Source organism: Nannocystis exedens, assembly GCF_002343915.1.
Lineage (GTDB): Bacteria > Myxococcota_A > Polyangia > Nannocystales > Nannocystaceae > Nannocystis > Nannocystis exedens.
Genome location: NZ_NETK01000001.1, coordinates 7,540,338 through 7,567,169 on the forward strand (window position 1 = coordinate 7,540,338; position 26,832 = coordinate 7,567,169).

The window sequence follows — 26,832 nt, forward strand, 5'->3', positions numbered from 1 at the left end:
GTCCCGAAGTTCCTACGGGGTGCCGGGCCAGGCCGAGTAGACCGCCTCGCCCGGGTGCTGGACCGAGAAGAACAGCGTGCGCATGTCGCTGCTCAGCGCCGGACCGGTGGCCTCGCTGTCGCTCGGACCGGCGACCACGCGCATCGCCTTGCCCCACGTGGGAGTGACGATGCCGGGCTCGCCCGCCTTGTGCGCCGGATCGAGGTCGAGGTAGTAGATCGCGTCGGCGTGGCCGCTGACGCCGAAGTTGCCGTCGGTGCCGAACCACACGCCGCCGTCGCGGTCGATGACCAGGTTGTCCGGATCGGCGGCGTCGAACACCCCGTCGCCCTCGCTGCCGTGGAAGGCCTTGAAGTAGGTGAAGGTCAGTGAGCTGCCCGGCTTGTCCGGGTCGGCCTCCTGGATCGCGAAGATCGTGCCGACCGCGTCGCTGCGCTTGGGCGCCTTCTCGGCGTACTCGTCGGGCGCGAACATCACGCCGTCGCCGTCGAGCGCGGTCTGGCCGCCGTGCTTGGTGAAGGCGACGTAGAGCCGCGGGGTGCCGCTCGGATCGCTCGGGTTCCACTCGAGATCCTCGGGCCGGTTGAGCTCCATGATCCCGAGCTTGTTGCAGGCGGTGAACAGCACCCGGCGCACGTCGTCGTCGGTCGCAAGGCCGCCGATCGCGTTCCAGTCGGTCGCCTTGAGCGCGGCGCCGACCTTGGTGCCGGCCGGACCGGCGGCGGTGCCGGCGTTGGGGGCGTCGTCGGTGGTGTTGTCGACGGAGAGGCGGATCCACCGGCCCTGGCCAGGAGTGGCCTCGGTCGGCTCGACGCCGCCGGCCAGCTCGGTGCCGGTGGTGTTGTCGAGGTCGGCGAAGTGGGCGACGTAGAGGTCGCCCTCGTCGAGCAGCGCGCGCGCCTCGGCCCTGGTCATGCCGGCGGTGTAGGGGTCCTTCGAGACGAACTTGAAGATCCGTCCGCTGCGGCGATCGTCGCCGCCGTAGATCACGAGCGGCTCGCCGACCAGCGGCTTCCACTCGCCGTCGACCGCGAAGGTGGCGTTCTCCCAGCGCGCGCGGCCGATCGCGCCGAGCTTGCGGTGACCGACGCCGGCGGTGCTCTTTCCGTAGTACTCGTCGGCCGGCGCGCCCGGATCGATCTCCACGAGGTAGCCGTAGAGGTCGCGCGCGTGCCTGGCGTTCGGGTCGGGCGAGCGGCCGAACTCGCTGCTGTCACTCGCGGTGACGTCGAGGCTGATGTCCTGGCCGGGGTCACAGCCGGCGCCGGCGACGAACTGCTGGCCGTTCCAGCAGGTCTCCATGTCGCCGTAGTAGTCCTGCACGTTCTCCTCGGCGGTGAGCACGGTGCCCCACGGGGTCTGACCGCCCGAGCAGTCGCCGAGGATGCCGGCGACGACGCCCTCCGGCAGGTCGGCGCCGGTGTCGTCCTTGTCGGGGCTGAGGCCCGCGAGGCCGGTGATCCTGGTGAGGGTGGCGCTGGTGGCGTCGTAGCGGACGGCGGGGCGGCTGCGGTCGAGCGACCACTCGCCGCTGGCCGGATCTTGCACGGCGTGCAGCCACGAACCACCGAGCTGCCGCTTGTACTCGGCGCCGTAGGCGATGAGCGAGGCGTCGTCCCAGAGGTCGCCGCCGACGTCGAGGGCGAGGACCTTCAAGCGGTAGAGGAATTGCGCGAAGGTGAGGTGCTGGCCGTCGGGCGCGGAGGTGCTGGTCGGGCTGCTGCCGGAGACGTACTCGTGGTTGACCCACAGCCACGCGCCGCTGCCGCTGCCGTGCCACTGCGGGACGTCGCCCGGCGAGTCGTTCCAGCCGTCGCCGAAGTAGGCGATGTAATCGTTGTTGGCGCCGAACCGCGCCGACTCCGGCAGGTCGTCGTGGCCGAGCGGGTCGAGCCAGCGCACGAGCACGTTGTGACGCAGGCCGGCGATCACCCGCACGGTGTCGGTGGAGGCGGGCGCGAGCGGGAACTGCAGGCCGGGCGGCAAGGTGTCGGTGGCGACCTGCCCGGCGAGGGTCTTGACGAAGTCGGCGATGTCGGTGGCGCCGGTGCCGAGGTCGTCGATGAAGCTGAGGGCGACGACGCTCGAGCGCGGGGCCCGATCGAAGTCGAGGCCGGGATCGCCGGGCTCTCCGGGATCACCAGGCTCACCGGGCTCGCCCGGGTCGCCAGGGTCGCCGGGGTCGCCAGGGTCGCCGGGTTCGCCGGGTTCACCGGGCTGGCCGGGCTGGCCGGGCTGGCCGGGCTGGCCGGGCTGGCCGGGCTCGCCGGGCTCGCCGGGCTCGCTGTCGGTGCCGGCGGTGTCGGTCATGGCGGCGGAGTCGTCGCCGCACGCGGGCGCGACGAACAGGCCGAGCCACAGCGCAGGGAGGGTGAGGCGGAGCGTGAAGCGAGTGCGAGGCATCGAGGGTCTCCTGCCGTCGATCGAGGCGCCGGCGCGGGGACGCTAATGCTCGAAAGTGGCGCCCGGCCGGCGCCCAGCGGGAGATTGGGCGACGTTCGTGTCAACTACCGCGCAGGTCAGGCGACAATGCGGGCAGTTCAGTGACGGGAGCTCGACACACTGTCACCGATTCGTGACAGCGGCGCGGCCGCCGGTCGCGGCCGACATCGAGGATCCATCGATCACCATGGATCGTCGACGGACGGGCCTGTGATGAATGCTGAAATGATAGGAGTCACGGGCATGGTGCGTGAGCGGGGCTGCGGACCTCGGCCGCGAGATCGCGCGCGTCCGGCAGGCAGCGGAGCGCGGACCGACGCGGCGGCGGCCGTCCGGCGTACACTGCCTGGGTGAGCGCCGACGAGCTGCCGGAGGATCTGCTGCAGGCGGGTGATTCGCCGCTGGACCTGACGCTGGCGGTCGATCGCGGGCTGCGGTGGTGGCCGCCGCTGTGCGGCGAGCCGCCGCTGCGGGCGCTGACGCTGCGCTGCGACCGGGCGCGGCCGCCGTCGCGGTCACGGCGATCGGCGGTACACATGTCTGAAGGGACATGTGTGCCGCCTGGGTGCGCGCGCGGTCGGGATGCGGGCGATACGGTGCCGGGCAGAGGTCCGCGACGTCGGGCTTCGACGAGGGATAAGCATAGGACCCGGGGGACATGAGGCCGACGCCGCGGGCCTCTGCCAGGCACCGTGCGAGCGCTCAGCCGCCGGCGAAGCCGACCTGGATCTCCGCGGGCTCGGCGGGCGCCTCGGCGCCGGCGCTCAGGGCCTTGGCGGCGCCCTGCTGCACGAGGGCCTGCGCGCCGAGGAGCTCGGCCGGGACCTTGACGGTCCAGCCGGCGCCGGTGGCGTCGGTCATGGTGACGTGCCAGGCGTACTCGCCGGGTGTCGGGGTGCCCTGATTGTTCCACCAGTACCAGAGGTACAGCGGGAAGTGACTGTGGCCGTCGACGGCAAAGGAGGGGGTGATGGCGTCGAGCGCCTGAATGTCGAATTCGACGTGCAGGCCGACCTCGGTGCCGTCGCGCCACAGGTCGGAGCTCAGGTGGATCGGGAAGACGTCGTGGGAGATGATCGGGCCGAACTTGTAGTCGGGCGAGGAGCCGAAGGCCTCGTGCCCGAACCGCGGGACGGCCATGAAGGTGGTGAACAGGCCGTTACCGCCGTTCACGTCGGCGGGGACGAACGGATCTTCCTCGTCGAAGCCGGCGTTGGCGATGCCCTCCGCCATCTCGGCCCAGTAGGCATCGATGTGCTTGGCGCCGGGGCCGATGCCGAGGTCGGGGTGCGGGAGGTGATTGGGGGCCGGGAGCACGGCCGCGGTGGTCTGCCGCGCCTCGGCGTACTGGGTGGCCGAGGTGCCGACCGGGGCGGAGAAGCGGTGGAAGTCGACGAGCTGCCAGGTGGGCTCGCCGATCGGCTGCAGGTCGACGGCCGGCGAGTCGGGCGCGTCACAGGCGGGGGTGAACAGCATGAGCGCCAGCAGCGAGAGGGTGCGGTTCTTCATGGCAAGTAGGTCCTGATAGGTCGAGGTGGCGAGACCCTCGCCTCGTCGGCGGGCCTCGCTCGAGTGGTGACGCCCACCCCTCGACCAATTTCTCGCGCTGAAAATTTTTGTCGGCGCTGGCGCAGGCCGCGGCGGACGAGTGATTCTGTCCGAAGAGCCAGGTCAACGTCGGCCGGTGCGCCACGGGCGCTCCTGGACTCCCCGGGCGCGAGGCGCGATCACGCGGGTACGCGCGACAGCCAGCCGGCGAGGCCGCGGCCGATGGAGTGCGGGTGATCCTCTTGCACGAAGTGCAGGCCGCGGCCGAGCTCGATGACCTCGAGCCGCGGCAGGTGGGCGCGGCACCACGCGGCCACGGCCGGCGGGACCAAGACGCCGGGTTCGACGGTGAAGAGCAGCTTGGGCAGGTCGGAGCGGCACAGAGCGTCGCGGTAGCGCTCGACGCGGGCGACGACGTCGGCGGGCTCGCCGACGATCGGCAGCTCGCGCGGCCAGGCGAGCACGGGCCCCCGCGCGGCGCGCTCGCGGAAGGGCGCCCGATAACGCTGCATCTCGGCCGGGGTGAGGCCGCGGACGACGGAGGCGTCGTCGCGATCGAGCAGCATGCGCCGGGCGATGGCGTGGATCGGGCCCTGGAGGCCGCGGACGATCGCCTCCACGGCGGCCGCGTCGCCGCTCGCGGCGAGGGTGACGGTCTCGGCGTCGATGTCGGGTGGTTTGCGCGTCAAGGTCGCGGCGGATCAGGCCATGTCCGAAATCTCGAAAACGCCAGTTTCTTGGAGATATCGGGGTTTTTTGGGGCTCTTCAGGGGTTGTGGTGGATACCGCTGACTCAGCGCGTGATCCCGGCAGGATAGAGGTCGAGGCCGCCGAGGTGGAAGTAGATCGCAGCTCGGAAGCGGTCGCGGTTACGGAAGCCGCGGGCGACGTACTTGAGCTTCTGGATGACCGAGTTGAGGCCCTCGGCAGAGGCGTTGGTGATCCGTTCGGTGGCTGCATGGATGATGCCGCCGAGGTGATTTTTGACCATGCGCGCGGCGGCCTTCATCGGCTCCAGGCGAGAGCGGATAGCCCAATCGTACCACATGCCCCATTGGTCCCGCATGTTGCTCGGCGAGGTGTGCTCCCAGACCTCCATCGCCGCCTCCTTGAGCGCCCACGCGCGGGCCGTCCGCAGCGAGCTCGTCCGCAGCGCCTCGAAGTCGTCCCAGACCTCCTTGCTCATCCGTTCGGGGTTGCGCAGCCAGAGGTACTTGGTGCCCTTGAGCCGGTTGTCGCCGAGGCCGTGGAGAGCGCGGTGTTCCTCGCGTCGCACGTGGTCGACGGCTTGACCGAGGCGCGCGGCGACGTGGTACTTGTCGAAGGCGATCTTCGCGTCGCCATCGGGGATGGCCTCGCGGACAGCTTGAATGTAGGGCTCGTGCATGTCCATGACGACCACGGAGACCGCAGCCCTCTCTGGGCGCGAAAAGCCGCTCAGGAAGCCCTTGAGGGCCCCCTTGCCGCGTCCGTCGGCGACGTGGATGACCCGCTTGCTGGCGGACTTCGGGTCATGCACGATCGTGACGTACTCGTGGCGCCGCTGGAAGGAGGTCTCGTCGACGGCGAGCATCTCCGGCAGCGCGACCTCGCGGCGCTCGAGTCCGCGTTGTACTGCACGCTCCTGGACGCCGGCCACCTGATCCCACGAGAGCCCGAGGCGCTCCGCGACCACTGCAATCGGCGCATCGCGGAGCCAGTCGATCACCAGCGCCTCGAACAGCGCGGTGAGCCGAGCGCTACCGTTCGCCCACGAGACGCGCATCGTGAGCGTACCGTGCTTCGGGCACGACGTCCGCGGTACGCCGGCTTCGATGATCGTCCGATACTGACACGTATCGAGGTGCCGCCATCGGCGAGTCCGCGTATCGTGACGGGGAACAGCCTGGCCACACTCCGGGCACGTCGTCGGCACATCGGGGTCGTGCTCGGACGGCTGATTCGGGCCGGTCCGCAGCGGCACCAGCGCGCGCGGCGAGACGGCGGGCTCGAAGCGCGGACCTGCCGCGTACTGGCCGTCGTCGCCGCGGAAGAGCGCGCGCACGTGCGTGTCCTCGTGGATCACGATCTCGGAGCGCCCGTCGCCGGTCACGTCGGCGATCACCATCGCGGTCGCGCGCTCCTCGAGCTCGAACTGCGCGCGTCGCTCGAACCCTCGGTCCGCTCGCCCGTGGAACAGGTCCAGCGTGCCCTGGGCAGCGGCGGCGAAGTCGAGCAGGTGGTCGTCGTCGAGGTCGCCCGTCGCCAGCGCCACGTCGTTCTCGACGTACGCCGAGGCCGCGTCGCTGCGCCAGACCTCGAGCGCGGCCGCGCTGGGCTGCCACGTGTGTCGAGCCAGGTAGGAGCTCCCGCCGACCAACACGAGGTCGTCCCGGCCCGCCCCGACCCACCACGCTGGCTCGAGGAGCCCCCAGCCGATGTGCCCGAGCCACGCCGCGCCCTTCCCGAACCAGAGCCCGCGCGTGCACAGCACGAAGATGTCGAGCGCGGCGCCCTCGAGCTCCCACACCGCGATCTCGGCGCTCGCCGCGGGACCCGTGAGCAGCTCGATCCCCCGACTCCCCCGCAGACGATAAGCACGGACATCCCCGATCGTAGCGATCGCCAGGCGCTTGCCGGACACGGCGCAGCAGCCCATCGACCACGGCGCGACTTCATCGGTCACGGCGGCCGCGAGCGCCTGCATCTTCTGGATCGGCCAGACCGCGCGGTCGCGCAGGCTCGCTATCTCCGCCCGCGGGATCATTGTGAAAGCGCTCTGGTCGCGCAGCGCCGCCTCGCCGTTCCCGCCGAGCACGGCGAATGTGGTGCCCGCTCCGTCCTGCCACCAGGCGTCCCGCGGCTCGTCGCTGTCCTCGGCGCGCGCCGCCCCGGACACGGAGCCGGAGTGCGGCCGCCCGCCCCGGTCCGTCGCCGGCGCCTGGACCTCATCGTCGTCATCCTCGTCGTCGTCGTCGCCGTCGTCGTCGTCCTCGTCCACGTCGACAGCAGCGCCGTCGTCCTCGCCCTCCTCGGCCCCCCCGACCTCGACGCGCCACCGGGCCTCGTCGTCGTCGTCGCCGAGGTCGAACGCCGCCTGCAACGCCGCGAGCAGCGTCCAACTGCCCGGGTCCGGGCGCGCGGCGACCCGGCGGACCTTCCCGCTGCGGTACTGCCAGCCCCAGACGAGCCCCCGCCGCAGCGCCGCGCGAGCGCCGGGCCGGCCGCGTCGAAGCCGTCGTACCGGTCGCCCTTGAACGAGAAGCGGACGACCCACGGGAGGTCCGCCGGGGTCTCGTCACCGCGGAACCCCGCCTGCCGGAGCTCGTCCCAGTCGGCCGCACTCGTCCGCTCGACCTCGAAGGCGATCGGGCGGGTCACGAGTCGGCTCGAGCTCTTCTTCGAGCACCGGCCGGGTCCGGCAGAACACCTTGGTCTCGATCGACATCCGCGCAGGTACACGCATGTCGGCGAAACCAGCACGCGCAGCCGGTCAGCGAGCGCCGAGCAGCCGCTCCCCCACCGTCCCGACGAACCGCGGGTCGATCACCTCGCGCAGGAACCGCCGCCACAGCGCGACGTCGCGGGTCAACAGCTGCTCGACATACGCCCCTGTGAACCCGTAGATCCCCGCGAATCCGTCGATCCCGAACGAAGCGGTGCGCCGGGGACGGCCGGGAGCAGGCGCTCGAGGTTGGCGGGGTCGCGGGGCACTCGCGCTGGCAGTCGGTGCCCGGGGCGCACGCGTCCGGCTTCTGCGCGGCAAAGAAGAGCGCTCCGGGCCAGGTGTGTGATGCTCGCGCCCTGCGCTCGGGCTTGACAGAGCTCGCTGGTGGATGTCCCCTCTCGGCACCCCGACATGCCGGCTCGATGGCTCCCTCTTCCCCGCACCCGTCACCCCCGCGAGCGGCTCCGTAGGGCCACGGACCCGCGAACCTCTCGCCTATCCCACGTGTTCGCCGGCCTTCGCGCGGGCCAGGTCGCCGCATGACCCCCTGGCTCCTTCGAAAGCTGGCCCTCTGTCACGCCATGGCCCTCGCCACGCTCGCGCTGGGCCTCGTCGCGTGCGCGTCGCAACGTCCGCCGGACCCGCCGCCGCTTGTGGAGGCTCGCATTGCCCTGCAATTCGAGGCCGTCGTTCGCGTCGCCGAGCCCCAGTCGGGGGACGGGGAGCCGTTCCGCGGCGCCTTCGTCGAGCAGGACGACGGCACGCGATGGGTCGTTACCTCTCGGGCCGACTCACCCTTTCACGAACTCCGCGACCGCCGCGTGACGGTGGAAGGCACGCCGTACAAGCCTCCGGGTCAGACCACCGCGATGAAGCATCTGCGCGTGACCGTGATGAAGTTGGTCGAGGTTGGCGCCGACAACCTCCTCGAGAGTCCGTCGCTCGTCGAGATCCACGGTGAAGAGACGCTCTCCGGGCGCTTCGAGATGTTCACGTACCCCGAGGGCACCAAGCTCGCCGGCGAGAAGATGCTCGTATTCGTCGACGAGCGCGGCACCTCCTACCGTCTCGCGCGCGTCAGCAGGACGGCCCGTCGCGGAAAGGTCGTGACGGTCACGGGTCACCGCGTCGAGCCGACGCCCTTCATCGCACGGCCCGGCGGACCGTACCTCTGGATCGTCGACATCCGCCGATGAGCAGGCGGAGCCCGCCGGACGCGGCGGGACCTGGGAGCCGGGCATCGAGCGGCGGACGGGCCCCGGGCACAAACACCGGCGCGAGGTCCTTCAGCGCCGCGCACGCAGCGGCAACGACACGCACGCGCCGCAAGATCGGCGTGACGCCACACGTCGCCATGAACACCGGTCGCAGCGGCGGCTCGGCGATCGATGGACGTACCCTTGGCACGAGGGCTATCGCACGTCGCTGTCTCTCCTAATTCGGGACAGACCGGCGCGAGCCCGGTCGAGCGACGATCAGGACAGGCCCGCGCTGCTCCTGAGAGGTCGCATACGCGACCCCGGATCGCAAATTCGCCCGCGTAACAATGTTTCCGAGGTCGATGTTGAGCCCGACGAGGGTCGTGGCGACCTCCGGGCGCATACCGGTCAGCACGACCTCCGCTCCGAGCAGCTGGACGGCTCGCGCGGCGTTCACCAGCACCGCGGCGACGTGCGAGTCGATCGTGCTGACGCCGGTGATGTCGAGAGTCGCCACCTGCGCGCGGTTCTGCGCCGGGCCGCACAGCAGCGTCGACAGCATTTGATCGGCGCGCTTGGCGTCGATGGCGCCGACCAGCGGCAACACCACGACCCGGTCGTTGATCGGGATCATCGGCGTCGAGAGGTCCATCAACCGCTGCGACTGCTCGGCGAGCTGGTTCTCGGCCAGCCGGCGCTCAATGATGTCGATCTCCATCCCGACCATGCGCGTGGGCTTGCCGCTGGCGACATCAACCAGCGGACGCTGACGTGGTGGAAGTCGAAGCTGGCGAGCACGGACGCGACGGGGCCAGCGCCGGCGAGCTTCGTCGAGGTGACCGAGCAACTCGCGGCGCCGGCTGCCGACGCCGGCGTGATCGAGCTCGTCGTCGGCCGCGTGCAAGCTGGGTCGGAGTCGTTTTCGCATGGTCAGCTCTTCACTGCATCGACAACCCGGCGCAGATAGCGAGCGCACGTCTGCTCCGTGCGCCGCCGCGCCAGGCCGCCTCTCGGCAGCAGCGTTACGACAGGCGACGAGGTCACGATTCCGACTCGGAGCCGTCTTGATCGCCATGTGAAGCTCGCGTCGGCGGCAGGTCGTACGCAGTTCGTCCTACGGCGCGGGCATTGCGGCCATTCACCCGGACATGTGCCGACGAATATGCAGCCCTGGCCGTCGAGCGCACCCCGACTCACCCAACTGCCTGTGGTTCCCCAGCAGGGGATCGTTCGCACTGAGGTCCACATGGCTTGTCCTGGGAGCGTCCCGTCCGAGCACATCACTGTGATCGAGGATGAGATTCCATGGAGACCCGTGGCGGATCCGCGAGGGCACCGTCATTGGCATGATCTGGCGCGGGTCAGTCCGCGCCGGCGCGCGCGAACGACTGCATCTCCTCTGGGGGACACGAGCTCCAGGGCACGCACCATCGAGCGTGTCGTCGTCGTCGAGCTCGGGCTGCCGGTCCTCGATCCGCGCGCGCACGCTGAGCTGCCCCGGCGCGCGCCTCGCCGCATGTCGCTCGGGCCATGTCCTCGACCCGCATCGCCTGTGATTCGCCGACAGGTGGTTGGATGCGCGCTTTCCACATTCGAAGATACCTGCATCCATCTTCACGAAATGAGTACTCTGACTCGTCGGTGGTCGCCGGCGGGCTTGTGATAAAAGTCAGGAATGCTCTCCCGCCTGCAACTCTCCTTGCTTTCCTCGTTGATCCTCGTCGTGGCCGCGTGCGGCGACGACGGCAACACCTCGGCATCGGGCTCGACAACGACCTCGACCGACACGTCGACGACCACCGACGACACGACGACGACCACGACGACGGACACGCCGACGACCTCGACGCCGACGACCTCGACCACGACGACGTCGACCACGACGACGGACACGCCGACGACGACCGACCCGGCGACGAGCACTACCACGGGAGTGATGCCGGGCGACTGCCAGGCCCCGGCCGACGACGCCGACGAGGATGGCGACACGATCGCCAACAAGGACGACAACTGCCGCTGCGCCGCCAACCCGAACCAGCTCGACTTCGACGGCAACAGCGTCGGCAACGTGTGTGACGCGCCTCTCTCCTTCACCATCGCCGACGGCACGCCGCCCGAGTTCAACCAGCTCGATTCAACGGCGAGCGCGAAGATGGGGATCGGGTGCGAGTTCCCGGTCAGTCTGATCGCTACGGGAGGCGATGTTCAGGTCATGCTCGACGACGAGGGCACTGCCAAGATCTTCGCCGCGCAGCTCACCTTCGCCGATACTCCCGAGCTCACCTGCGAGATCCCCCTCGTCCTCACCGTCAAGCTCGTCATCCAGGACCTCGTGCTCACGGGGCTCGACGCATTCATGGCCGGCTTCCCGTTCACGATCCCCGATCATGAGTCCGGGGCCGTATCTGGTATGATGGACATGATCCACAACATCATCGTCAACGGCGTCATCAACGTCACCGAGTCGTCGAACGAGGAGCTGGCGCCGACCGGGGAGTCGCCGCTGATGGACGTTCCGGGTTCGTTCCCGGCCGGGATGGTCACGGTGGCCAACGCGGGCGAGCAGATCACTATCGACTTCAACAACGCCGATCACATCGTCTTCCAGCAGACAACCATGGACGGCCTGGAGATCACGCTGACCGGTCTCACGGGCAAGCTCCGTCTGCGCAAGTGACGGGTTCCCGCGAGCACGCGGCGTCGACTTCGTCTCCACGCACACGGAGGCCGCGAACGTCAGCGTGATCGAGCTGAACCGAAAGCTCGGCTACCGCGAGGTGCGCCGCGGCCCGACCGGCGACGCCGTGGAGCGTGTGAGCATGGTGAAGGTGCTCTGGCCGCACGGCCTCACCACCGCGAATAGACTCATCTACCGGCCCGAGTTCGACGCCGACTGCACCGAGGGCGACGACGCGCAGAACCTCGCCGTGGACGGGGATGTCGCCCTCGACGACCCACACGTCGTCACGCAGCGGGTGGAGCGCCGCCGAGCGGCGGAACTCCTCCCAGGCGGAGAGGGGGATGTGAGGCCGCACGGGCGTCGGCGGCGCGGGAGCGCGAGGAGGGCGGCGCCACCCTACGAGCGGCTGGCCAGCGGCGACTTCCGTCGACCTGGACGACGATGGCGAGCCGGAGATCGTGCTGCGGAGGGCCGGGCATCTGGCGATCTTGCAGCCCCGATCGCTCGCCTGGCGGTGACGCGGAGCAGACGCGATGTCGCCGACCCGATCCCGCGATGCCGATGAAGATCAGGCGCTCGGGGTCGCAGGACTGCATCTCTACGACGAAAGCCTCGCGCATGCCCGAAATCTCGGCAGTGCATCGGAGCCGTGGATCCGGACGTTCGGCAGCCGGCCTTTCAGCGGCCGGCTTGTCTGTGAGGGCGAGCGAGTGGGCGTGGGCGGGCGCTGGGCGGGCGCCCACGCACATGTTTGTGGGGAATCCCGGGAGGTACGAGCAGAAGTTTGTTGGATCGCAACGGGGCACGTCGATCTTCACTCTTGAGCGTCGCGCCGGCCGGTCGTCGCCTGACGAGGGGCCTGGCGGAACTGCTTCGCGGTCAAGGTCACCTCGCCGCGTCGCCTCACGTTCTTCGCGAGTGACGCCGGGGAGTCGAGCCGTGTCCTATGAACAATCATGAAGAACTACGTCACCGAGTTCACCGGCACCTTCCTGTTCGTCTTCAGCATCGCCCTGGCGGTCGCACACGCCGGCGCCCTGGCCCCGCTCGTCATCGGCGCGGCACTGATGTGCATGGTCTACATGGGCGGCCACATCTCCGGCGGTCACTACAACCCCGCGGTAACTTTGGCGATCTTCCTGCGCGGAAAGCTCGCGCCGCCGGCAGCGCTCGGGTACGTCGGCTCACAGCTCGCCGGGGCCACGTTCGCCGCCGCGCTGGCCCCGGTCGTGACGCAGCAAGTGTTCCTGGTCGCGCCCGGCAACGTCGGCCACACGCCCGCCCTGCTGGTCGAGACGATCTTCACGTTCACCCTGGTCCTCGTGGTCCTCAACGTCGCGACCGACGACGCCGTCGCGAAAAACTCGTTCTACGGCCTAGCGATCGGCTTCACGATCGTGGTCGCCGCGTTCGCCGGCGGCTCGATCTCGGGCGGCGCGTTCAACCCGGCCGTCGGCCTCGGTTCAGCCCTGGCCGCGATGGGCAGCAAGTCGGTCGGCCACGCGTGGCTCTACCTCGTCGGACCGCTGGGCGGCGCGCTGCTGGCGACGTTCGTCTATCACCTCCAGCACCCACGCACGAACGCCTGAGCGCCGCCAGCGCCCCCGTGTTCATTGCGCGAATGCGGGGTGACAGGTACGTCGGTGCTGACAGTATCGGCGAAGATCGCTGCGCCTTTCGGCCCGCGTCGTCGCCCCGATGTCGCGTGAACCCGTGACGACCGGGCCCGATAACGCCGCTCTGGTCGGGAGGCCACCTGGCGCGCGCCGCGTGTACCTCGTGCGGGTCCTCGCGCCGCGGCGGTGCTCCTGACTCACCCGTCCGCGGCCAGCCCTTCCACGGCCCGGCCGACGGACGACGTTGTCCAAGTCGGGACCGGCTGGTACGTGGCTGGCGCGTCGATCCCGGAGCCGCCGATCGCCCTCGCGCTGGTGATCGTCGGGGCCTCGGCATGCGGGCCTGGGACCGTCGCCGCCAGCGCGCCGGCCGATGGGGGAGGCGACAGAGCCGCGGACGGACTCGAGAGAACTAGTGCTCCGACCGCGACGTAGTGATCTGGCTGATTCTGAACACCGCTCGGGCTTGCTCCTTGGTGAACCGCCAAGTGATCTTCCGCCGCCGGCGGTGGGCGTCCTTGTTCCACAGAGACGTTCGACGGCGCAGTTCGGAGAGAGAGCCGATCCGAAGCCGTCCAAGGCATTCACGTGACCATAAGCTCGCCTCGTTCTCGGCAGGGTTGAGCCAACTCCCGTGCTTGGGAGTATAGTGCACGGTAAACCGGCTCCAAAGCTCGCGCCCCGCGTCATCGCCGAAAGCGGTGCATAACGAGTTCTGGCGGTGGGTGTTAAGATTGTCCATGACGAGGTGAATTGTCCGCGCCGAACGATATCGTTGAGCTATCTTGCGGAGAGCCCGAGCGAACTGCTTCGCCGTGCGGTTCGGCGTCGCATAGGTCAGGTGGCGCCCTGCCTTGGGTTCGACGATGCAGAAGACATTTGCGGTTCCGCGCCGCACGTATTCATAGTCTTGACGGGCCATGCGGCCAGGTGAGGCTGGCCGGCCAGGTCGAGCGGGGTCTCGAAGCACGACCGGTCGTTCATCCAGAGCGACGACCGGCTCCGACGCGTCGGCTGGTCGCGCCAGGGTGTCGAGGACGTCGTCCATCCGCGCGACGTACTCCTCGTCGATCTGAGGAACGCACCACATTTTTTGGCTCTTCAGGGTTTGTGGTGGATACCGCTGACTCAGCGCGTGATCCCGGCAGGATAGAGGTCGAGGCCGCCGAGGTGGAAGTAGATCGCAGCTCGGAAGCGGTCGCGGTTACGGAAGCCGCGGGCGACGTACTTGAGCTTCTGGATGACCGAGTTGAGGCCCTCGGCAGAGGCGTTGGTGATCCGTTCGGTGGCTGCATGGATGATGCCGCCGAGGTGATTTTTGACCATGCGCGCGGCGGCCTTCATCGGCTCCAGGCGAGAGCGGATAGCCCAATCGTACCACATGCCCCATTGGTCCCGCATGTTGCTCGGCGAGGTGTGCTGCCAGACCTCCATCGCCGCCTCCTTGAGCGCCCACGCGCGGGCCGTCCGCAGCGAGCTCGTCCGCAGCGCCTCGAAGTCGTCCCAGACCTCCTTGCTCATCCGTTCGGGGTTGCGCAGCCAGAGGTACTTGGTGCCCTTGAGCCGGTTGTCGCCGAGGCCGTGGAGAGCGCGGTGTTCCTCGCGTCGCACGTGGTCGACGGCTTGACCGAGGCGCGCGGCGACGTGGTACTTGTCGAAGGCGATCTTCGCGTCGCCATCGGGGATGGCCTCGCGGACAGCTTGAATGTAGGGCTCGTGCATGTCCATGACGACCACGGAGACCGCAGCCCTCTCTGGGCGCGAAAAGCCGCTCAGGAAGCCCTTGAGGGCCCCCTTGCCGCGTCCGTCGGCGACGTGGATGACCCGCTTGCTGGCGGACTTCGGGTCATGCACGATCGTGACGTACTCGTGGCGCCGCTGGAAGGAGGTCTCGTCGACGGCGAGCATCTCCGGCAGCGCGACCTCGCGGCGCTCGAGTCCGCGTTGTACTGCACGCTCCTGGACGCCGGCGACCTGATCCCACGAGAGCCCGAGGCGCTCCGCGACCACTGCAATCGGCGCATCGCGGAGCCAGTCGATCACCAGCGCCTCGAACAGCGCGGTGAGCCGAGCGCTACCGTCCGCCCACGAGACGCGCATCGTGAGCGTACCGTGCTTCGGGCACGACGTCCGCGGTACGCCGGCTTCGATGATCGTCCGATACTGACACGTATCGAGGTGCCGCCATCGGCGAGTCCGCGTATCGTGACGGGGAACAGCCTGGCCACACTCCGGGCACGTCGTCGGCACATCGGGGTCGTGCTCGACCTCGATGACGATCTGCCCCTGCCCGAGCTGCAGCTTCACCGCAGCAACTCTCCAGGGAGCCTCGATACCGAGAATTCGGGCGTAGAGTTCGGTCTCTGCCATTTCGCGCACGATATCACGGCGCGATTTCGCGCGCAACCTACGCCACCCTCAACCCTGAAGAGCCCATTTTTTTCCCGCCACGGTTTGAGCGCGTGGTTTTTCAGCAACACCCGGATCGTCTCCCGGCCGACTTGGTCGACGAGCTTGCGTTTCATGCACTCCTCGACGATGAGCATGATTGTCCACCGAGCGCGTCCTTCAGGAGGTGGCCCGCAGACCATGGCGACGATCGCGGCTTCTTGCCGAGCATCGAGCTTCCGCGGTGGGACCGGTCGCTTCGCGTCCTTGAGCGCGACCTCGACGCCCGCAGCGAGATACCGCTCTCCAACCCGCCGAACCGAGGGGACCGCCGATCCAACCGCTGCCGCCGTCGCCGCCAGCGTCTTCCCCTCGTCCAGCAACTGCAGCATGCGAATTCGCTTCCAGGTCCGCACCGTGAGCCGCTCCCGGGCTTTTCGGCGCAGGAGCTCTCGATCCTCGTCCTTGAGCTTGAGTCCGGGGAACCGGGGCCGCGGCTTCTTCTGCCTCATGGCACCCGTAGATCACGTTCCAGGTCAGAGCGCAAATTCGCGCATCGTTTTCGGATCGCTACCTTACGGTCGCAGCACTAGATGACACGCAACCGCTGATGCTCACCGTCGGTCCGGGCATCACGATCGGACACGTGCTGCTCCGCTGGTGAGCCCGGGTGTTCCTCGTCGGCGTGTCCCCGTTGTCGGGACCCGAAGCAGGGCGCGTCGAAATCAGGGCGCGCACGCGTAGCGCTCGAATCGCTGCGTCAGCGGCGAGCTCGGGTGCGTCGCGATCAGGCGCCGGGCGACGGCCTCGGCCTCGGGGCCGCGCTGCATTGCGCAGAGGGCCTCGACGCGCCCCGCCTCGCGCACGTCCGTGAGGGCGCCGCGCGGGAACTCGCGCGAATGCGTGGTCAGCAGCGCCAGCGCGGCCGCCGGCGCGCCCTCGTCGAGGCGGGCGCGGGCCTCGTCGAGCAGCGCCACCTCGGCCGACAGCCGATCGATCTGAGCCCGGGCCGGGGCAGGCGTCGGAACAACCGGTAGCGGCTCGGGGCTCGGCTTGGCCGGGCTCGCCGCACGATCTGTCTCTCGGGACAGATCGTTCTCGGCCCGCTCGACCTCGGCCCGGATTTCGCTCTCCGGCCGCAGCTCGGTGCGCGCGACCGCCTGCAGCGTCGCCCCGCCCGCGACGATCAGCGTCGCCGCGACCGCCGCGCGGCTCGCCGACACCGCTCCGAGCACGCCGACGGCTGCGGTCTTGCCGAGCGTCGGCCCCAGCAACACCCACGTGCGCCGCGCCTGCCTGGGCGGCGGCGCGTCGTCGCGGCGCGTCGCGGCCGCGCAGGCGGCCAGCTCCGCCTCCCCGAGGCGCGCCTGCAGCTGCCCTCGCGCCAGACGCAGCCGCGAATAGACGGTGTTGAGCGGTACCCCCAATTCGGCCGCCATCTCCGGCCCGCTCATGCCGAGCAGCTCGGACATCTCCCACACCGCCCGCAGGTCGCCGCCCAGCTGGCCCAGCGCCTGCTCGAGCTGCCGCGCCGCGTCGTGCTGCCGATGCGGGGCCTCGTGGCTCGCGGGCCCGGCCTCGGAGAGCGCCGCCACGCGCCGCGCCAGGCGGGTCGCGCCTCGCCGGTAGCGCCACGCGACCCGCCGCGTCACCGTGAACAGCCACGCGCGCGGCGAGACCTCGTAGTGGAGCGCGTCGAGCCGGCGATAGGCGGCGATGAACACGTCCTGCACCACGTCCTCGAGCGCCGCGCGCGGCACCCCGAAGCGACGCGCCGCCACCCACACGAACTCGAACTCGCGGCAGTACAGGGCGTGGAACCGCGCGCGGCGCGGTTCGTCGTCGGGTCCGGGTGCGCGAGCGGTCGCCGTGTCGTGCATGACCTGTTGGTTCGGTTCTCCGGCGGCCCCGGCTTCCGTCACCGCGGATCGCGAAAATGCAGCTCGACCGTGAAGAGCAGCCGGCCCGAGATCCGGGACGAGGTGAAGAGGGGCAGATCCGGCCCCGGATCGCGCAGCTCGAAGCTCGGCACCAGGAGCCCCACGACGCCCTCGAGCGCCGCGCCCAGGCGCACCCGCGGATGCACGGCCACCGCGACGCCGGCCGAGGCCACGAGCGCCAGCCAGTACCCGGTCGTGCCGCGCGCCCCGGCCGCGCGGGTGGCGGTCCCGCGCACGCCCCCCAGCTCCAGCCCGCCGCACAGCGGGATCTCGATCCGCCGCGGGCCCAGCCGCCCGCAGCCGAGCACCGCCCCCATGCCGGCGAACGCCCGCAGCGACCCTTCCGGGCGCACCTCCGTCCGCGGCGAGAGGAACGTACCGCGCAGCTCCAGCCGCGCGCGCCGCCACAGCAGACCGCCGACCACCATCGCGGCCCCGGAGACGCCGGGGAGCGCCCCGAGCTCGGGACCTCCCTGGAGCCTCAAGGTCCCGCCGAGCCGCCGCCGCGCTCGCCGAGGCGCCTCCAGCGGCGTCTCGGAGCTCACGACCATGGGCTCCCACACCTCCGGCTCCGCCGGTGTCGGGGGGAGCTCCGGCGCCTGCTCGGCCCGCGGCTCCGGCTCCACCGCCTCTGCTTGGACCTCCACCTCGGCGACCTCGTTCGCCGCGTCCCCGACCGGCTGCGCCCGGTCCGCGCCGGGCTGCACCTCCGTCGCCGCCGCCTCGCCCGGCGAGACCGCGGCCGCCACCAGCAGCGCCGCGGCGTCGACGAGGGCCGCGCAGCGCCCGGACGTCAGGCTGCGGGGCGCCGCGCGACCTCGCGGGCCGACCCGCATCGTCAGGCGAAAGCGCGGCGCTTCGGCGTGGTGCGTCACCCGGGCCTCGACCTCGACCTCGCCCGCGAACGCTCGCCCGAGCCGCCGCTCGATCGCCGCGAGCAGGTCCTCGCGCCCCGGGCAGTCCTTCGGCGCGTCCCACACCAATCGGGCCGACGCCGGGTCGGGCACCTGGACCGCGAGCAGCGCGGCGAGGGCTGTGACGATTGGCAAGGACGACGAACTTACCACGAGCGCCGCCGCGACGACTCGGTGCACCGCGAACGCGCGCCCTTCAGGGCAGGACCCGCGGCCGGGCTCGCCGGTTTCATCCGACCCGGTGACTCGCCTCGCTCGATCGCGCTTCGTTCCGGCTCGCGCGCGTGGAGCCGCTGACGACATTCTCTGCGCGCCGACGACCGCGAAATTTTTTCACCTCGCGTCGTGAAGGATCCGCCGCCCCCCGGAGAACGACACGAATAAAGGAGCGATGCATGATCCTGTCCAAGCTCAAGCCCGCGGCCGCCGTCCTCGCCTCGGCCTGGTTGTCCGCGTGCGTCCTCGATTACAAGGTCGGCGACAGCCCGCAGGCGACGGCGACCACGGATGCCACCACCACCGCCCCCACGCCCGGCACGGAGCCCACCTCCGGTGGGTCCACCGGCGGCGCGCCCGAGGACGAGTCCGCCACCAGCGAACCCACCCTCGAGACCACCAGCGGCACCACCGACCAGCCCGACGTCACCTCCACCACCGCCCCCGAGCCCGTCGACTGCAGCGAGATCGTCCTCGAGGACGAGGTGCTCCTGCAGGTCGTCCGTGACGCGCTGGGGATCGCCGAGGGGCCGATCTCGCCCGAGACGGCGCTCGAGCTCGAGATGCTGGTCGTCGACGGCGGCGTGGCCTCGATCGCCGGTCTCGAGTGCTTCTCGAACCTCGAGGATCTGACCCTGAACAACACCACGGTCCACGACTTCTCGCCGCTGGCCGGGCTGACTCGGCTGTGGCGGCTCGACCTGAAGAACAACGGCCTCACGGAGCTCGATACGCTCACGGGCCTGCCGGCGCTGAACCTGCTCGCGCTCCAGGACAACGCGATCGTCGACCTGCAGCCGCTCGCCGCGCTACCCGGCCTGACCTATCTGTACGCCGACCGCAACGCGATCGTCGATGTGGGACCTCTGGCCGACGCGAGCGCGCTCTTCGACCTGTCGCTGCGCGAGAATCAGATCACCAGCCTGAGCGCGCTGGCCGATCACCCGCAGCTCCGCTATCTCGCGGTCGACGACAACCCGCTGGCCGAGGGGCTCGACGTCCTCTCCGGCGCGCCGAAGCTGTTCTCGATCTCGGCGGCCAACACCGGCCTCACCGAGCTCCCGGCCGTGCCCCCTCCTTCCCTCGGGATGCTCACGCTGCCGAACAATCACATCTCCGACCTATCCCCGCTCCAGAACTACCCCGCGCTCACGTTCACCTTCGCCTTCGGCAACAATCAGATCACCACCCTGGCCCCGTTCATGGACGCTCCGTGCGCGGTGAGCAACACCCTCCTCGCGGTGACCGGCAACCCGCTCGACGCGAACAGCCTCGACACGCTCATCCCGGCGCTGTGCGACCTCGGCCTGGCCATGTTCTGGGACGGCGGCGAGTGCTGACGTCGACGAGGCGACGGCGCCGCGGCGCCGTCGCCTCGAAGGGGCACCGAGCCCGGCGACTCAGTTTAGTGCAGGCCGACGTGTCGAACGCGCCGCAGCCGGTGGCGCAGGTCAGGACGCCGCCGGCGAAGCCCTGCGATTCGCAGGTCGCGCCGCCGAGGTCGCTGCCGTCGCAGGTCTCGCCGGCGTCGATCTGGTTGTTGCCGTAATCGGTGCACTGCGACAGGTCGAAGTCGTCGCACTGCTCGCTGCAGGCCAGGGTCCCGCCGAAGAAGCCCTGGGTCTCGCAGGTCTCGCCGCCGAGCTCGGTGCCGTCGCACGGCTCGTCGCCGTCGAGCTTGTCGTTGCCGCGGCCGATGCAGCCCGAGGTGTCGAACGCGCCGCAGCTGTCGGCCGCGCACGTCAGCACGCCGCCGTCGAAGCCGAGCGACTCGCAGGTCGCGGTGCCGAGCGCCGCGCCGTCGCAGGTCTCGCCGGGGTCGAGCACGTCGCACTGCGAGGTGTCGAACGCGTCGCACGTGGCGTTGCAGGCGAGAGCGCCGCCGCCGAAGCCCTGCGACTCGCAGGTCTCGTTGGCCAGCGCCGCGCCGTCGCAGGTCTCGTCGTCGTCGATCTGGTCGTTGCCGCACGGGTCGCACTGCGACACGTCGAAGCCGCCGCAATCGGCGTTGCAGCCCAGGGTGCCGCCGCCGAAGCCCTGCGATTCGCAGGTCTCGCCGGCGAGGTCGCCGAGGCCACCGCCCTCACCGTGCAGCAAGCCGCGACCCACTTCGCCGCGCTCGAGCTGACCGGCGCGCAGAAGACGATCGCCGAGGGCGCCCTGCGCAAGATCGCCGCGCGCCTGACCTTCCTCCTCAACGTCGGCCTCGACTACGAACCCTCGCGCGAAGTCACCGCACCCAGCGAACCCCTCCAGCTCGGCCTTCACGAACTCCGGCAGCAGGCCGTGGCCGCTCTCCTCGAGCCGCTCAAGGAAGCCGGTGAGGTGCCGGCGCACGAGCACCGCGGCGTCGCAGTCGTGGGTCTGTCGCGGGACGTAGACGCCCGGCCTCGCGCACGCGGGCATGACGCCCGGCTCTGCATCCGCACGACCGCGCGCCTCCGCTCACCAAGGCTGCGAGATTGCTGCCGCATCCGCGCGGCCCGTCGCGGCGCCCTGACCCGCGAAGTCGAGCGGCTCGGCGTGACCGTCGCGGACATCCCCTGAGCCGGACCGACGGCGGGGCTGCTGCTGCAAGCCTGCACGACATCAGCGCAGCAGCGGACCCGTGTCGACGATCCGTACGTCGTGCATCTGGTGCAGGTAGGCCTCGAGGTAGCCTTTATGCGAGCTGCCGACGATGACCAGCATGCGCATGCCGGGATGCTCGCCCAGCACCTCGCGGATGTTGGCGGCCATGCGCAGGTTGCGTGTTTCCCAATAGCCGAGGTAGTTGCGGCCGAAGCGCTGCGGCGACGGTTCTTCCAGCGCGGCGCCGAAGTCGCTGTCGTAGGCGAGCTTCGCTTCGCCCGGCGCGTTGTCGGCGCGGTACATGGCCAGCACGCCCTCTGCCGTGCCGAGCGACTTTTCCCGCGCCGCGGAGGCGGCCAGCCGTTTTTTTGTCGCCGGATTGTCCCAGGCTTTCGAGATCGCCGCGCCGGCCGCCTTCTCGTCCGTGCTCGGGCCGTCGGCCGTGTGGTCGTCCATCGGATACACGCGCTCGTGGCCGAGCCGCGCCGCCAGCTGCGCGCCGATCAGGATGCTTTCGTCGCGCCGTCCTTGCAGCGTGGTCAGCAGGTCCACCAGCACCCCGTCCAGGCCGTCGCCCGCGCGGCGCTCCGCTTGCGGCAGGCGCAGCCACTGCACCATGGCGGAAGCCGGTTCGCCGCCGGCCAGGAACACCGCAGCCAGCCGGCGCCGCTGCGCTGCCGTGGGAGAAGCAGGCCAGGCGGCCAGCAGCCTGTGCGCCTCGGCGGTGGCGGACGGCACGTCGAGGCCGGTGGCGGTCCTCGCCGGGGCCGGATCCCAGCAATACGATTCGATGCTGTCCTGGTAGCGCTGCGGGTAGCGGCGCATGAAATCGCACTGTGGCCCCGACAGGGCCTCGATCGCGATCGCCTGGGGGCGCCAGGCGGCCAGCAGGTCGAGCACGGGGCGCAGGCCGGCCGGGTCGAAGGTTTTGGGAAGCTGGGACAGGTGCGGGGAGCCCAGCACCAGCACCTCGTTCGCCGGCCCTTGGGCGGGCCCTTTCAGCTTGCTCGGATCGAAGCCGGGCTGCTGCGCGCAGGCAGCAGAGCAGAAGAATGCGAACAGCAGCGCACTGGCACGTATCATGGTCGGGTTTCCGTTCTGTCAGGATTCCCGATCATAGGGGCAAGAAAAAGTCCTGGTCCAGTAAAAACGGATACAGACGTGTCAGTTCATGCGGCGCGGGTCCGGCGGAGCCGCGCCGCCCAGGTGCAATCGGGCCGCCGCGGCGAACGACGCGTGAGACGGGAAGCGTGCGCGCATCCCGTCCATGCCAAGGCCGAGTGCGTCGGCGACATCGCGCGGCAGGGTGTCGACGATGGCGGTGCACGACGCCGGCCAGCTTGCAGAAGGGCAGGGCCGCCATCGGGCCGGACGAGCGCTCGACTGCATCGGCAATGCGTTTGGGGAAATTCCAGCGGCGGCACAACTCGGCCGTGAACTGGCCCTCCGACCGGCCCAGCAAGCGCTGTTCGCGTTCCCAGCGGGCACCTGGCAGGTGCGGCAGCTGTTCGATCTCGGCAAAGGCCGTCGGCGCGACCTGGTAGATCAGCAGTTCGCCCAGGCGCAGCACCATGCCGGACAGCCATGCGTCGCCGGCGTCGGCGCCGGTGCCATTGGCCAGCCACTTGCCGTAGCCGGCGCAGGCCATGCTGCTCTTCCAGAATTCGTCGGTATCCACGCCTCTGCGAACTGCTCGGTGTCGGCGTGCCCTGAGAATTCGTGAGCGACGAGCACGAGGTCATAGGCTCCACCACGGATTCGACGCAGGAGCGCCTGCCGGCGGCGCGCTGCACCGACCGAGGCGATTGTCTCGCACTCGAGGCCCAGTTCTTCATGGATGCGCGTTTCGAGCTCCCGGAAGCTACGGTTGCTGACGAACAGCGCGCGTCGACCGGCGAATCGCGCGCGCACCTTCTCGATCGACGCTGCGAATTGGGCCGATGGACGCAGCATCCACGAATCCTGTGGCTCGCTGCGCGTAGGCAGTTCGACCCCCACCAACCGCCGCTGCAGTGCGCGCAGTCGGCGGCGACTGCGTCGCTCGGCGAGCTCGGGTCGGAGCGCAAGGATCTGCGATTGAAACTGGCGGCAGAGCGGGATCAACGACGGGTTGTCGAGGATGTCGAAGGCTCGCAGCAGCCAGGTCAGTACGCGCTCAGGGTCGCTGGCCGGACCAGGAATCTCGGCGAGAAGAGCCTCACGACGCGGATCCCGCCCGAGGAACTGCGCCCACGAGGAGCGAACGAAAGTCGGGTCGAGGATTTCCTCGATGGGTCCACCCTCCGCTCCGAGCGCCCGGGCGAGCCCCCGCAGCCGGCCCATCGCCGCGCCCCACGCCGTACCGGGGACACAACCGCGGAGCCATCGCAGCTCCGCGGCTGTCCGGCGGAGTTCGTCGATTCGCCGCGACGCCTGGTCGACGGATTCGGGCGACGGACACGCCGCCTCGCCCAGCGGGCCGCCGAGCGCGACGAGAGCCTCGTCGATGGCCGCGAACATCGCCGCCGGCGCGAACGGCCGCGGCTCGCAGGCCGCGTCGTCGGCCCAGCGCGGCACGTGCCGCAACCGCTCCGCCGCCTCGCGGGCGACGGCGTGCCAGGTCCCGAGGCGTTCCGGTGTCCCCTGGAACACGCGCTGCGGACGGATCGAGCGGGAGAGCGCGGGGACGATGCCAGGCCACCACGTCTGCCCCAGGGCCTGCAGGACCTGCGCGACCGCATGGACGTGCCGTTCAGCGATGTGGCCGCGCTCCTGGGCTGCCCGCGCACGCGCGATCCAGGCGGTCATGACGAGCCTCTGCCGTTCCGGCGTATCCGCGGCCAGTTGCGCCTTCGTGGTGTCGATCTCTCCGAGGATGGTGGTCAGCGCGGATGGTACGAAGGGGGTCTGCTTCGGCATCGGGTCCTCCTGCCGCCTTGGGCATGGAGGTGTCCCGTCAGCCGGGCAGATCGGCTCACGCTCCGTCGTGCCGGTAACTGTCCTCGACGTCCTCGACGCCGATGGCGTCGTCCGGCGTCCGCGTCTCGCTGGCGATCGCGTCGATGTGGCGCCGGGCTTCGGCGAGGCGGCGTTTGACGGTCGCCGGGCCCTTCTCGGTGGCCGCGGCGATCTGCTCGATCGTCAGACCCTCGCAGCGCATGAGGAACATCGTGCGCTCCTCCTCGTCGAGGCGCGCGAGCAGGACGGACACCCGCAGGCGGCGATCGACCTTCTGGCTGAGGGTCGTCGTCGAAGCCGCGAAATGCGACTGGTGGAACTCCTCGTAGGTCTTGAGCCGGGTCCGGGCCTGCAGCAGCTTCGTGCGGGCGATCCCCCACAGATAGCGCTCGACGTCGTCGATCGTGCCGTCGAGCTTGCGGAGGAGCACCTCGAAGGTCGCCTGCACGAGGTCCTGCGCCTCCGCGCGCGGGACACCGCTGCTGCTGAAGAAGCGGTGCAGGCGGTGAGAGTGGGCGCGCACGAGCGCGGCGATCTCGGTCGGGGTGAATTTGGCCATGCTGCTCCTGTCCCGCGAGGCGGGGTGTTCGGCTCACGGGCGCCGGTACGCCGCGAGGACGCCGGCCGCGAGCTGCTCGTCGCCGTGGCGGGCCGTGAATTCGCCGAAGGCGGGGTCGCGGCCGACGAGTGACCACACGTGTCGCACCTGCTCGCGCGCGCTCCGTCCGCTCGTCAGCTCGATCTGCCACAGGCCTGAGCCATCGACGCGCCCCTTGCCGTCGAACGGGACGTCCTTCCGCTCGCTGTCGAGTGCGGACGCGACGACAAGGTCACACCCGGCAGCGCCGAGCTCGACCTCGTAGGCGCGCTGCTCCCGGCTCGTGCGGTCGCGCGCGAGGAACAGCCATCGCCCAGCGAACCCCCTGGCGTCGCGGCACGCGCCGGTCTTCGCCGGCAAGCCGATCGTAGCGATCGCATCGGGTGGCGGGCAGGTGGGCTCCGCCCACGCGTCGCCCGTGCATGCCTGTCGGCATTCGGCCGTCGCCTCGGCGCCCAGGCAACGCGCCCCGCACAGAACGGTGCAGGGTAGGTCGTCCGTCGGCGCGTCCTGGACTGTCGTACGCGCGCCACGTACCACGCCGGAGAAGCGTTGCTTGCCGCCCGCCGCCTCGGCGTGGAAGTCGCCGTACAGCCGATCCCCGTCGACGACGAAGGAGAACTCGTACGTGTGATCGGCGGTGGCCTCGCCCGCCTTCCGGGGGCTGAAGCGCCCTGCGAAAACGCCGGTGAAGGGCCGCGCCCATGCGACTTCGACTCGCTGGCGGTCGCTGCGGGGCTGGGCGTAGACGATGCCGTCGTTGCCGAGCTTGCGCAGGTCGACCCACAGGCCGCAGGGCGAACCGTCGCGCGTCAGCTCGAGCGTGTACCGCCCGACCTTCCCGAGGTGGAAGGTCTGCTCGGCCCACTCGGCGGCAGCCGAGAATCTCCAGACCCCGGTTACGGCGGCGACGTCGGGACACTCGGCGTCGGTTCCCGACGGCCGCGCCGCAGGGCTCTCCATCACCTCGATCTCCTCGGCCGCCGACGCCTCCACCTCCGTCGCTTGCGGGGCGTCCCAGAACCCCATGGCCATCAGCACGCCGCCGACCGACAACACGCCGACCGCCGGGAACGCCAACCAGGGCGCGACGCTGCGGCGCGTCGGCCGGCGCACGGGCACGAGCTCGGTCGTCGAGTCGACGTCGATGCCGAGGGCCGGCGCGGGCCCGGTCGCCGACGGTCCGCGCGCCGGCTCGGTCAGCGGCAGCGCGGCCAGCAGCGCCGGCATGTCCGGGAAGCGACGGTCGGGCACGGGGTCGAGGGCCCGCCGGAGCGCCTCCAGCACGGGCTCCGGGAGCGGCACTTTCGGCGGATGCAGCGGCCGGCGCTGCCCCGGATCGTCGGATCCGGGGTCGTAGGGCAGCGCGCCGCACAGCGCCTTCCACAGCGCGGCGGCGAACGAGAATTGGTCGCTGCGCGCGTCCTGGGGCTGGCCGGCGAGCGCCTCGGGCGACATGAACGCCGGCGTACCGACGCGCGCTCGCCTCGCGTCGCCGCCGGCCGCCGCCGAGAGGGCGAGCCCGAAGTCGACGATCTTCGGCACGCCCGCGACGAGGACCACGTTGCCCGGCTTGAAGTCGCGGTACACGAACCCGGCCGCGTGGATCGCCGCGAGCCCCTCGCCGACGCGCTTGAACGTGGCCAGGATCTCCTCGTGGCTGCGGGTCGCCTCCTCCAGCCATTTCTTGAGCGGTACCCCGAGCTCCATGGCGACGAAGAAGCAGCGGTGCTCGCCCGGCACGAGCTTGAGGACGTCGAAGTCATGGACGATGACGATGTTCGGGTGCGAGACCCCGGCGAGGTCCTGCGCCTCGCGCTTGACCCCGCGGGCGAGCCGATCGTCGGCCAGGCCCGGGAACAGCTTGAGGGCCACGCGCCGTTTGAGCTTGGTGTCGAGCGCCTCGCACACCACGCTGCTCGCCCCGTGATCGAGCACCCGGAGCACCTGGAACTTGCCGTCGGTGCTCGTCACCGCCGTGCCCGCGAGGTTCGCGGTGAGGACCTCTTCGCGGAGCCGCCGCTCCAGGGCCTCCACGTCCTCCAGACGGTGCATGAACGTCACGGTCGACACGACGCCCGCACGATACTCCAGCCGGCACTGCGCGCGATAGCGCCGGTCCCGAGCGTAACATCGTTTGATCTACAAATACGCGGGGTCCGAAAATTGTTGCCGGGACCGTGAGCCGATCCGCCGGGCTGACGGGAGAGGGGTTGTGAGGAGCCGACAAGAAATGCCCCCGACTCGCCCCGTCTTTCGCCCGATACGCCGCGGCCCACCGCGAGGCCGCAGCGTCGACACCGCATGGCGGCGCCGCGTGGCTACCCGCTGTCAGCCGGTTCCGTTAGGCTCCGGG

23 protein-coding genes are annotated in these 26,832 nt (G+C 70.3%); 6 read left to right on the plus strand and 17 right to left on the minus strand.

What is annotated here, in order from left to right:
• Positions 1-12: 12 nt before the first annotated feature.
• The 4 genes from NAEX_RS29725 to NAEX_RS29740 all read right to left on the minus strand — a co-directional run bounded on the left by NAEX_RS29725 (position 13) and on the right by NAEX_RS29740 (position 7,072).
• Entirely contained in the window at positions 13-2,403 is a 2,391-nt protein-coding gene (locus NAEX_RS29725; RefSeq protein ID WP_096330860.1) for a PhoX family protein, read from the minus strand.
• Positions 2,404-3,144: 741 nt separating this feature from the next.
• Complete coding sequence (locus NAEX_RS29730) at positions 3,145-3,951, minus strand: hypothetical protein (RefSeq protein WP_096330861.1); 807 nt, start codon at positions 3,949-3,951, stop codon at positions 3,145-3,147.
• Positions 3,952-4,169: 218 nt separating this feature from the next.
• Positions 4,170-4,679, minus strand: coding sequence for a hypothetical protein (locus NAEX_RS29735; protein WP_177325894.1), 510 nt, complete (start codon positions 4,677-4,679; stop codon positions 4,170-4,172).
• 104 nt (positions 4,680-4,783) lie between these two features.
• A complete protein-coding gene (locus NAEX_RS29740; RefSeq protein ID WP_096330862.1) occupies positions 4,784-7,072 on the minus strand; it encodes an ISL3 family transposase in 2,289 nt (762 codons plus the stop codon).
• 884 nt (positions 7,073-7,956) lie between these two features.
• Here NAEX_RS29740 and NAEX_RS29745 point away from each other — a divergent pair.
• Entirely contained in the window at positions 7,957-8,613 is a 657-nt protein-coding gene (locus tag NAEX_RS29745) for a hypothetical protein (RefSeq protein ID WP_143141569.1), read from the plus strand.
• Between the two features lie 238 nt (positions 8,614-8,851).
• On the opposite strand, the gene NAEX_RS29750 is transcribed toward NAEX_RS29745, so the two are convergent.
• Both NAEX_RS29750 and NAEX_RS52325 read right to left on the minus strand, forming a co-directional pair.
• The gene (locus tag NAEX_RS29750; RefSeq protein ID WP_096330864.1) at positions 8,852-9,691 is read right to left on the minus strand and encodes an STAS domain-containing protein; all 840 of its coding nucleotides are present in this window, start codon (positions 9,689-9,691) and stop codon (positions 8,852-8,854) included.
• 539 nt (positions 9,692-10,230) lie between these two features.
• A complete protein-coding gene (locus NAEX_RS52325) occupies positions 10,231-10,545 on the minus strand; it encodes a hypothetical protein (protein WP_177326090.1) in 315 nt (104 codons plus the stop codon).
• Positions 10,546-10,552: 7 nt separating this feature from the next.
• On the opposite strand from NAEX_RS52325, the gene NAEX_RS50875 reads away from it, so the two are divergent.
• From NAEX_RS50875 to NAEX_RS29765, 3 genes are all read left to right on the plus strand, one after another.
• A complete protein-coding gene (locus NAEX_RS50875; RefSeq protein ID WP_170135311.1) occupies positions 10,553-11,293 on the plus strand; it encodes a hypothetical protein in 741 nt (246 codons plus the stop codon).
• 64 nt (positions 11,294-11,357) lie between these two features.
• Entirely contained in the window at positions 11,358-11,861 is a 504-nt protein-coding gene (locus NAEX_RS48470; RefSeq protein ID WP_143141570.1) for a hypothetical protein, read from the plus strand.
• A gap of 391 nt (positions 11,862-12,252) precedes the next feature.
• Positions 12,253-12,885, plus strand: coding sequence for an MIP/aquaporin family protein (locus NAEX_RS29765; RefSeq protein ID WP_096330866.1), 633 nt, complete (start codon positions 12,253-12,255; stop codon positions 12,883-12,885).
• 439 nt (positions 12,886-13,324) lie between these two features.
• Here the strand turns inward: NAEX_RS29765 and NAEX_RS29770 are convergent, their stop codons facing one another.
• The 5 genes from NAEX_RS29770 to NAEX_RS29790 form a co-directional block, all read right to left on the minus strand.
• Positions 13,325-14,002: an IS630 family transposase gene (locus NAEX_RS29770; RefSeq protein WP_096325584.1), complete on the minus strand. Its 678-nt coding sequence runs from the start codon at positions 14,000-14,002 to the stop codon at positions 13,325-13,327.
• Positions 14,003-14,040: 38 nt separating this feature from the next.
• Positions 14,041-15,282, minus strand: a complete 1,242-nt coding sequence (locus NAEX_RS29775; protein WP_096330867.1) for an ISL3 family transposase — start codon at positions 15,280-15,282, stop codon at positions 14,041-14,043.
• Positions 15,216-15,812: a helix-turn-helix domain-containing protein gene (locus NAEX_RS29780; RefSeq protein WP_096330868.1), complete on the minus strand. Its 597-nt coding sequence runs from the start codon at positions 15,810-15,812 to the stop codon at positions 15,216-15,218. Before NAEX_RS29780 ends, NAEX_RS29775 begins: the two co-directional genes overlap by 67 nt.
• 213 nt (positions 15,813-16,025) lie before the next feature.
• Positions 16,026-17,180 (minus strand): RNA polymerase sigma factor, encoded by a 1,155-nt coding sequence (locus NAEX_RS29785; RefSeq protein WP_143141448.1) that lies wholly within the window; start codon positions 17,178-17,180, stop codon positions 16,026-16,028.
• 38 nt (positions 17,181-17,218) lie between these two features.
• Complete coding sequence (locus tag NAEX_RS29790) at positions 17,219-18,334, minus strand: hypothetical protein (protein ID WP_143141449.1); 1,116 nt, start codon at positions 18,332-18,334, stop codon at positions 17,219-17,221.
• 215 nt (positions 18,335-18,549) lie between these two features.
• Here NAEX_RS29790 and NAEX_RS29795 point away from each other — a divergent pair, with 215 nt between their 5' ends.
• A complete protein-coding gene (locus NAEX_RS29795) occupies positions 18,550-19,710 on the plus strand; it encodes a leucine-rich repeat domain-containing protein (RefSeq protein ID WP_096330871.1) in 1,161 nt (386 codons plus the stop codon).
• Here the strand turns inward: NAEX_RS29795 and NAEX_RS29800 are convergent.
• Complete coding sequence (locus NAEX_RS29800; RefSeq protein ID WP_143141450.1) at positions 19,652-20,467, minus strand: hypothetical protein; 816 nt, start codon at positions 20,465-20,467, stop codon at positions 19,652-19,654. The genes NAEX_RS29795 and NAEX_RS29800 overlap by 59 nt on opposite strands.
• Between NAEX_RS29800 and NAEX_RS48475 the strand changes: the two genes are divergently transcribed.
• Positions 20,459-20,917, plus strand: coding sequence for a hypothetical protein (locus tag NAEX_RS48475; protein ID WP_143141451.1), 459 nt, complete (start codon positions 20,459-20,461; stop codon positions 20,915-20,917). The two genes, NAEX_RS29800 and NAEX_RS48475, sit on opposite strands and share 9 nt — an antisense overlap.
• Before the next feature lie 42 nt (positions 20,918-20,959).
• On the opposite strand, the gene NAEX_RS29805 is transcribed toward NAEX_RS48475, so the two are convergent.
• From NAEX_RS29805 to NAEX_RS29825, 5 genes are read right to left on the minus strand one after another with little or no spacing between them, the layout of a single operon-like run.
• On the minus strand, positions 20,960-22,024 hold the full coding sequence (locus NAEX_RS29805; RefSeq protein WP_096330873.1) for a DUF5694 domain-containing protein: 1,065 nt from the start codon (positions 22,022-22,024) through the stop codon (positions 20,960-20,962).
• Positions 22,025-22,055: 31 nt separating this feature from the next.
• A complete protein-coding gene (locus NAEX_RS29810; protein ID WP_096330874.1) occupies positions 22,056-22,589 on the minus strand; it encodes an HDOD domain-containing protein in 534 nt (177 codons plus the stop codon).
• Positions 22,487-23,839: a hypothetical protein gene (locus tag NAEX_RS53170; RefSeq protein WP_096330875.1), complete on the minus strand. Its 1,353-nt coding sequence runs from the start codon at positions 23,837-23,839 to the stop codon at positions 22,487-22,489. The genes NAEX_RS29810 and NAEX_RS53170 overlap by 103 nt, the downstream gene beginning before the upstream one ends.
• A 55-nt stretch (positions 23,840-23,894) precedes the next feature.
• Entirely contained in the window at positions 23,895-24,437 is a 543-nt protein-coding gene (locus NAEX_RS29820; RefSeq protein ID WP_096330876.1) for an RNA polymerase sigma factor, read from the minus strand.
• A 33-nt stretch (positions 24,438-24,470) separates the two neighbouring features.
• The gene (locus NAEX_RS29825; RefSeq protein WP_096330877.1) at positions 24,471-26,549 is read right to left on the minus strand and encodes a serine/threonine-protein kinase; all 2,079 of its coding nucleotides are present in this window, start codon (positions 26,547-26,549) and stop codon (positions 24,471-24,473) included.
• Positions 26,550-26,832 lie beyond the last annotated feature (283 nt).

Bases quoted from the DNA above. Each gene is read 5' to 3' on its own strand.
- NAEX_RS29775 (WP_096330867.1), bottom strand. From the start codon at position 15,282: ATGGCAGAGACCGAACTCTACGCCCGAATTCTCGGTATCGAGGCTCCC.
- NAEX_RS29780 (WP_096330868.1), bottom strand. From the start codon at position 15,812: ATGAGGCAGAAGAAGCCGCGGCCCCGGTTCCCCGGACTCAAGCTCAAG.
- NAEX_RS29805 (WP_096330873.1), bottom strand. From the start codon at position 22,024: ATGATACGTGCCAGTGCGCTGCTGTTCGCATTCTTCTGCTCTGCTGCC.
- NAEX_RS50875 (WP_170135311.1), top strand. From the start codon at position 10,553: ATGCCGGGCGACTGCCAGGCCCCGGCCGACGACGCCGACGAGGATGGC.
- NAEX_RS29725 (WP_096330860.1), bottom strand. From the start codon at position 2,403: ATGCCTCGCACTCGCTTCACGCTCCGCCTCACCCTCCCTGCGCTGTGG.
- NAEX_RS29765 (WP_096330866.1), top strand. From the start codon at position 12,253: ATGAAGAACTACGTCACCGAGTTCACCGGCACCTTCCTGTTCGTCTTC.
- NAEX_RS29730 (WP_096330861.1), bottom strand. From the start codon at position 3,951: ATGAAGAACCGCACCCTCTCGCTGCTGGCGCTCATGCTGTTCACCCCC.
- NAEX_RS29820 (WP_096330876.1), bottom strand. From the start codon at position 24,437: ATGGCCAAATTCACCCCGACCGAGATCGCCGCGCTCGTGCGCGCCCAC.
- NAEX_RS29810 (WP_096330874.1), bottom strand. From the start codon at position 22,589: ATGGCCTGCGCCGGCTACGGCAAGTGGCTGGCCAATGGCACCGGCGCC.
- NAEX_RS29770 (WP_096325584.1), bottom strand. From the start codon at position 14,002: ATGTGGTGCGTTCCTCAGATCGACGAGGAGTACGTCGCGCGGATGGAC.
- NAEX_RS53170 (WP_096330875.1), bottom strand. From the start codon at position 23,839: ATGCCGAAGCAGACCCCCTTCGTACCATCCGCGCTGACCACCATCCTC.
- NAEX_RS29745 (WP_143141569.1), top strand. From the start codon at position 7,957: ATGACCCCCTGGCTCCTTCGAAAGCTGGCCCTCTGTCACGCCATGGCC.
- NAEX_RS29785 (WP_143141448.1), bottom strand. From the start codon at position 17,180: ATGCACGACACGGCGACCGCTCGCGCACCCGGACCCGACGACGAACCG.
- NAEX_RS29750 (WP_096330864.1), bottom strand. From the start codon at position 9,691: ATGGCGATCAAGACGGCTCCGAGTCGGAATCGTGACCTCGTCGCCTGT.
- NAEX_RS29795 (WP_096330871.1), top strand. From the start codon at position 18,550: ATGATCCTGTCCAAGCTCAAGCCCGCGGCCGCCGTCCTCGCCTCGGCC.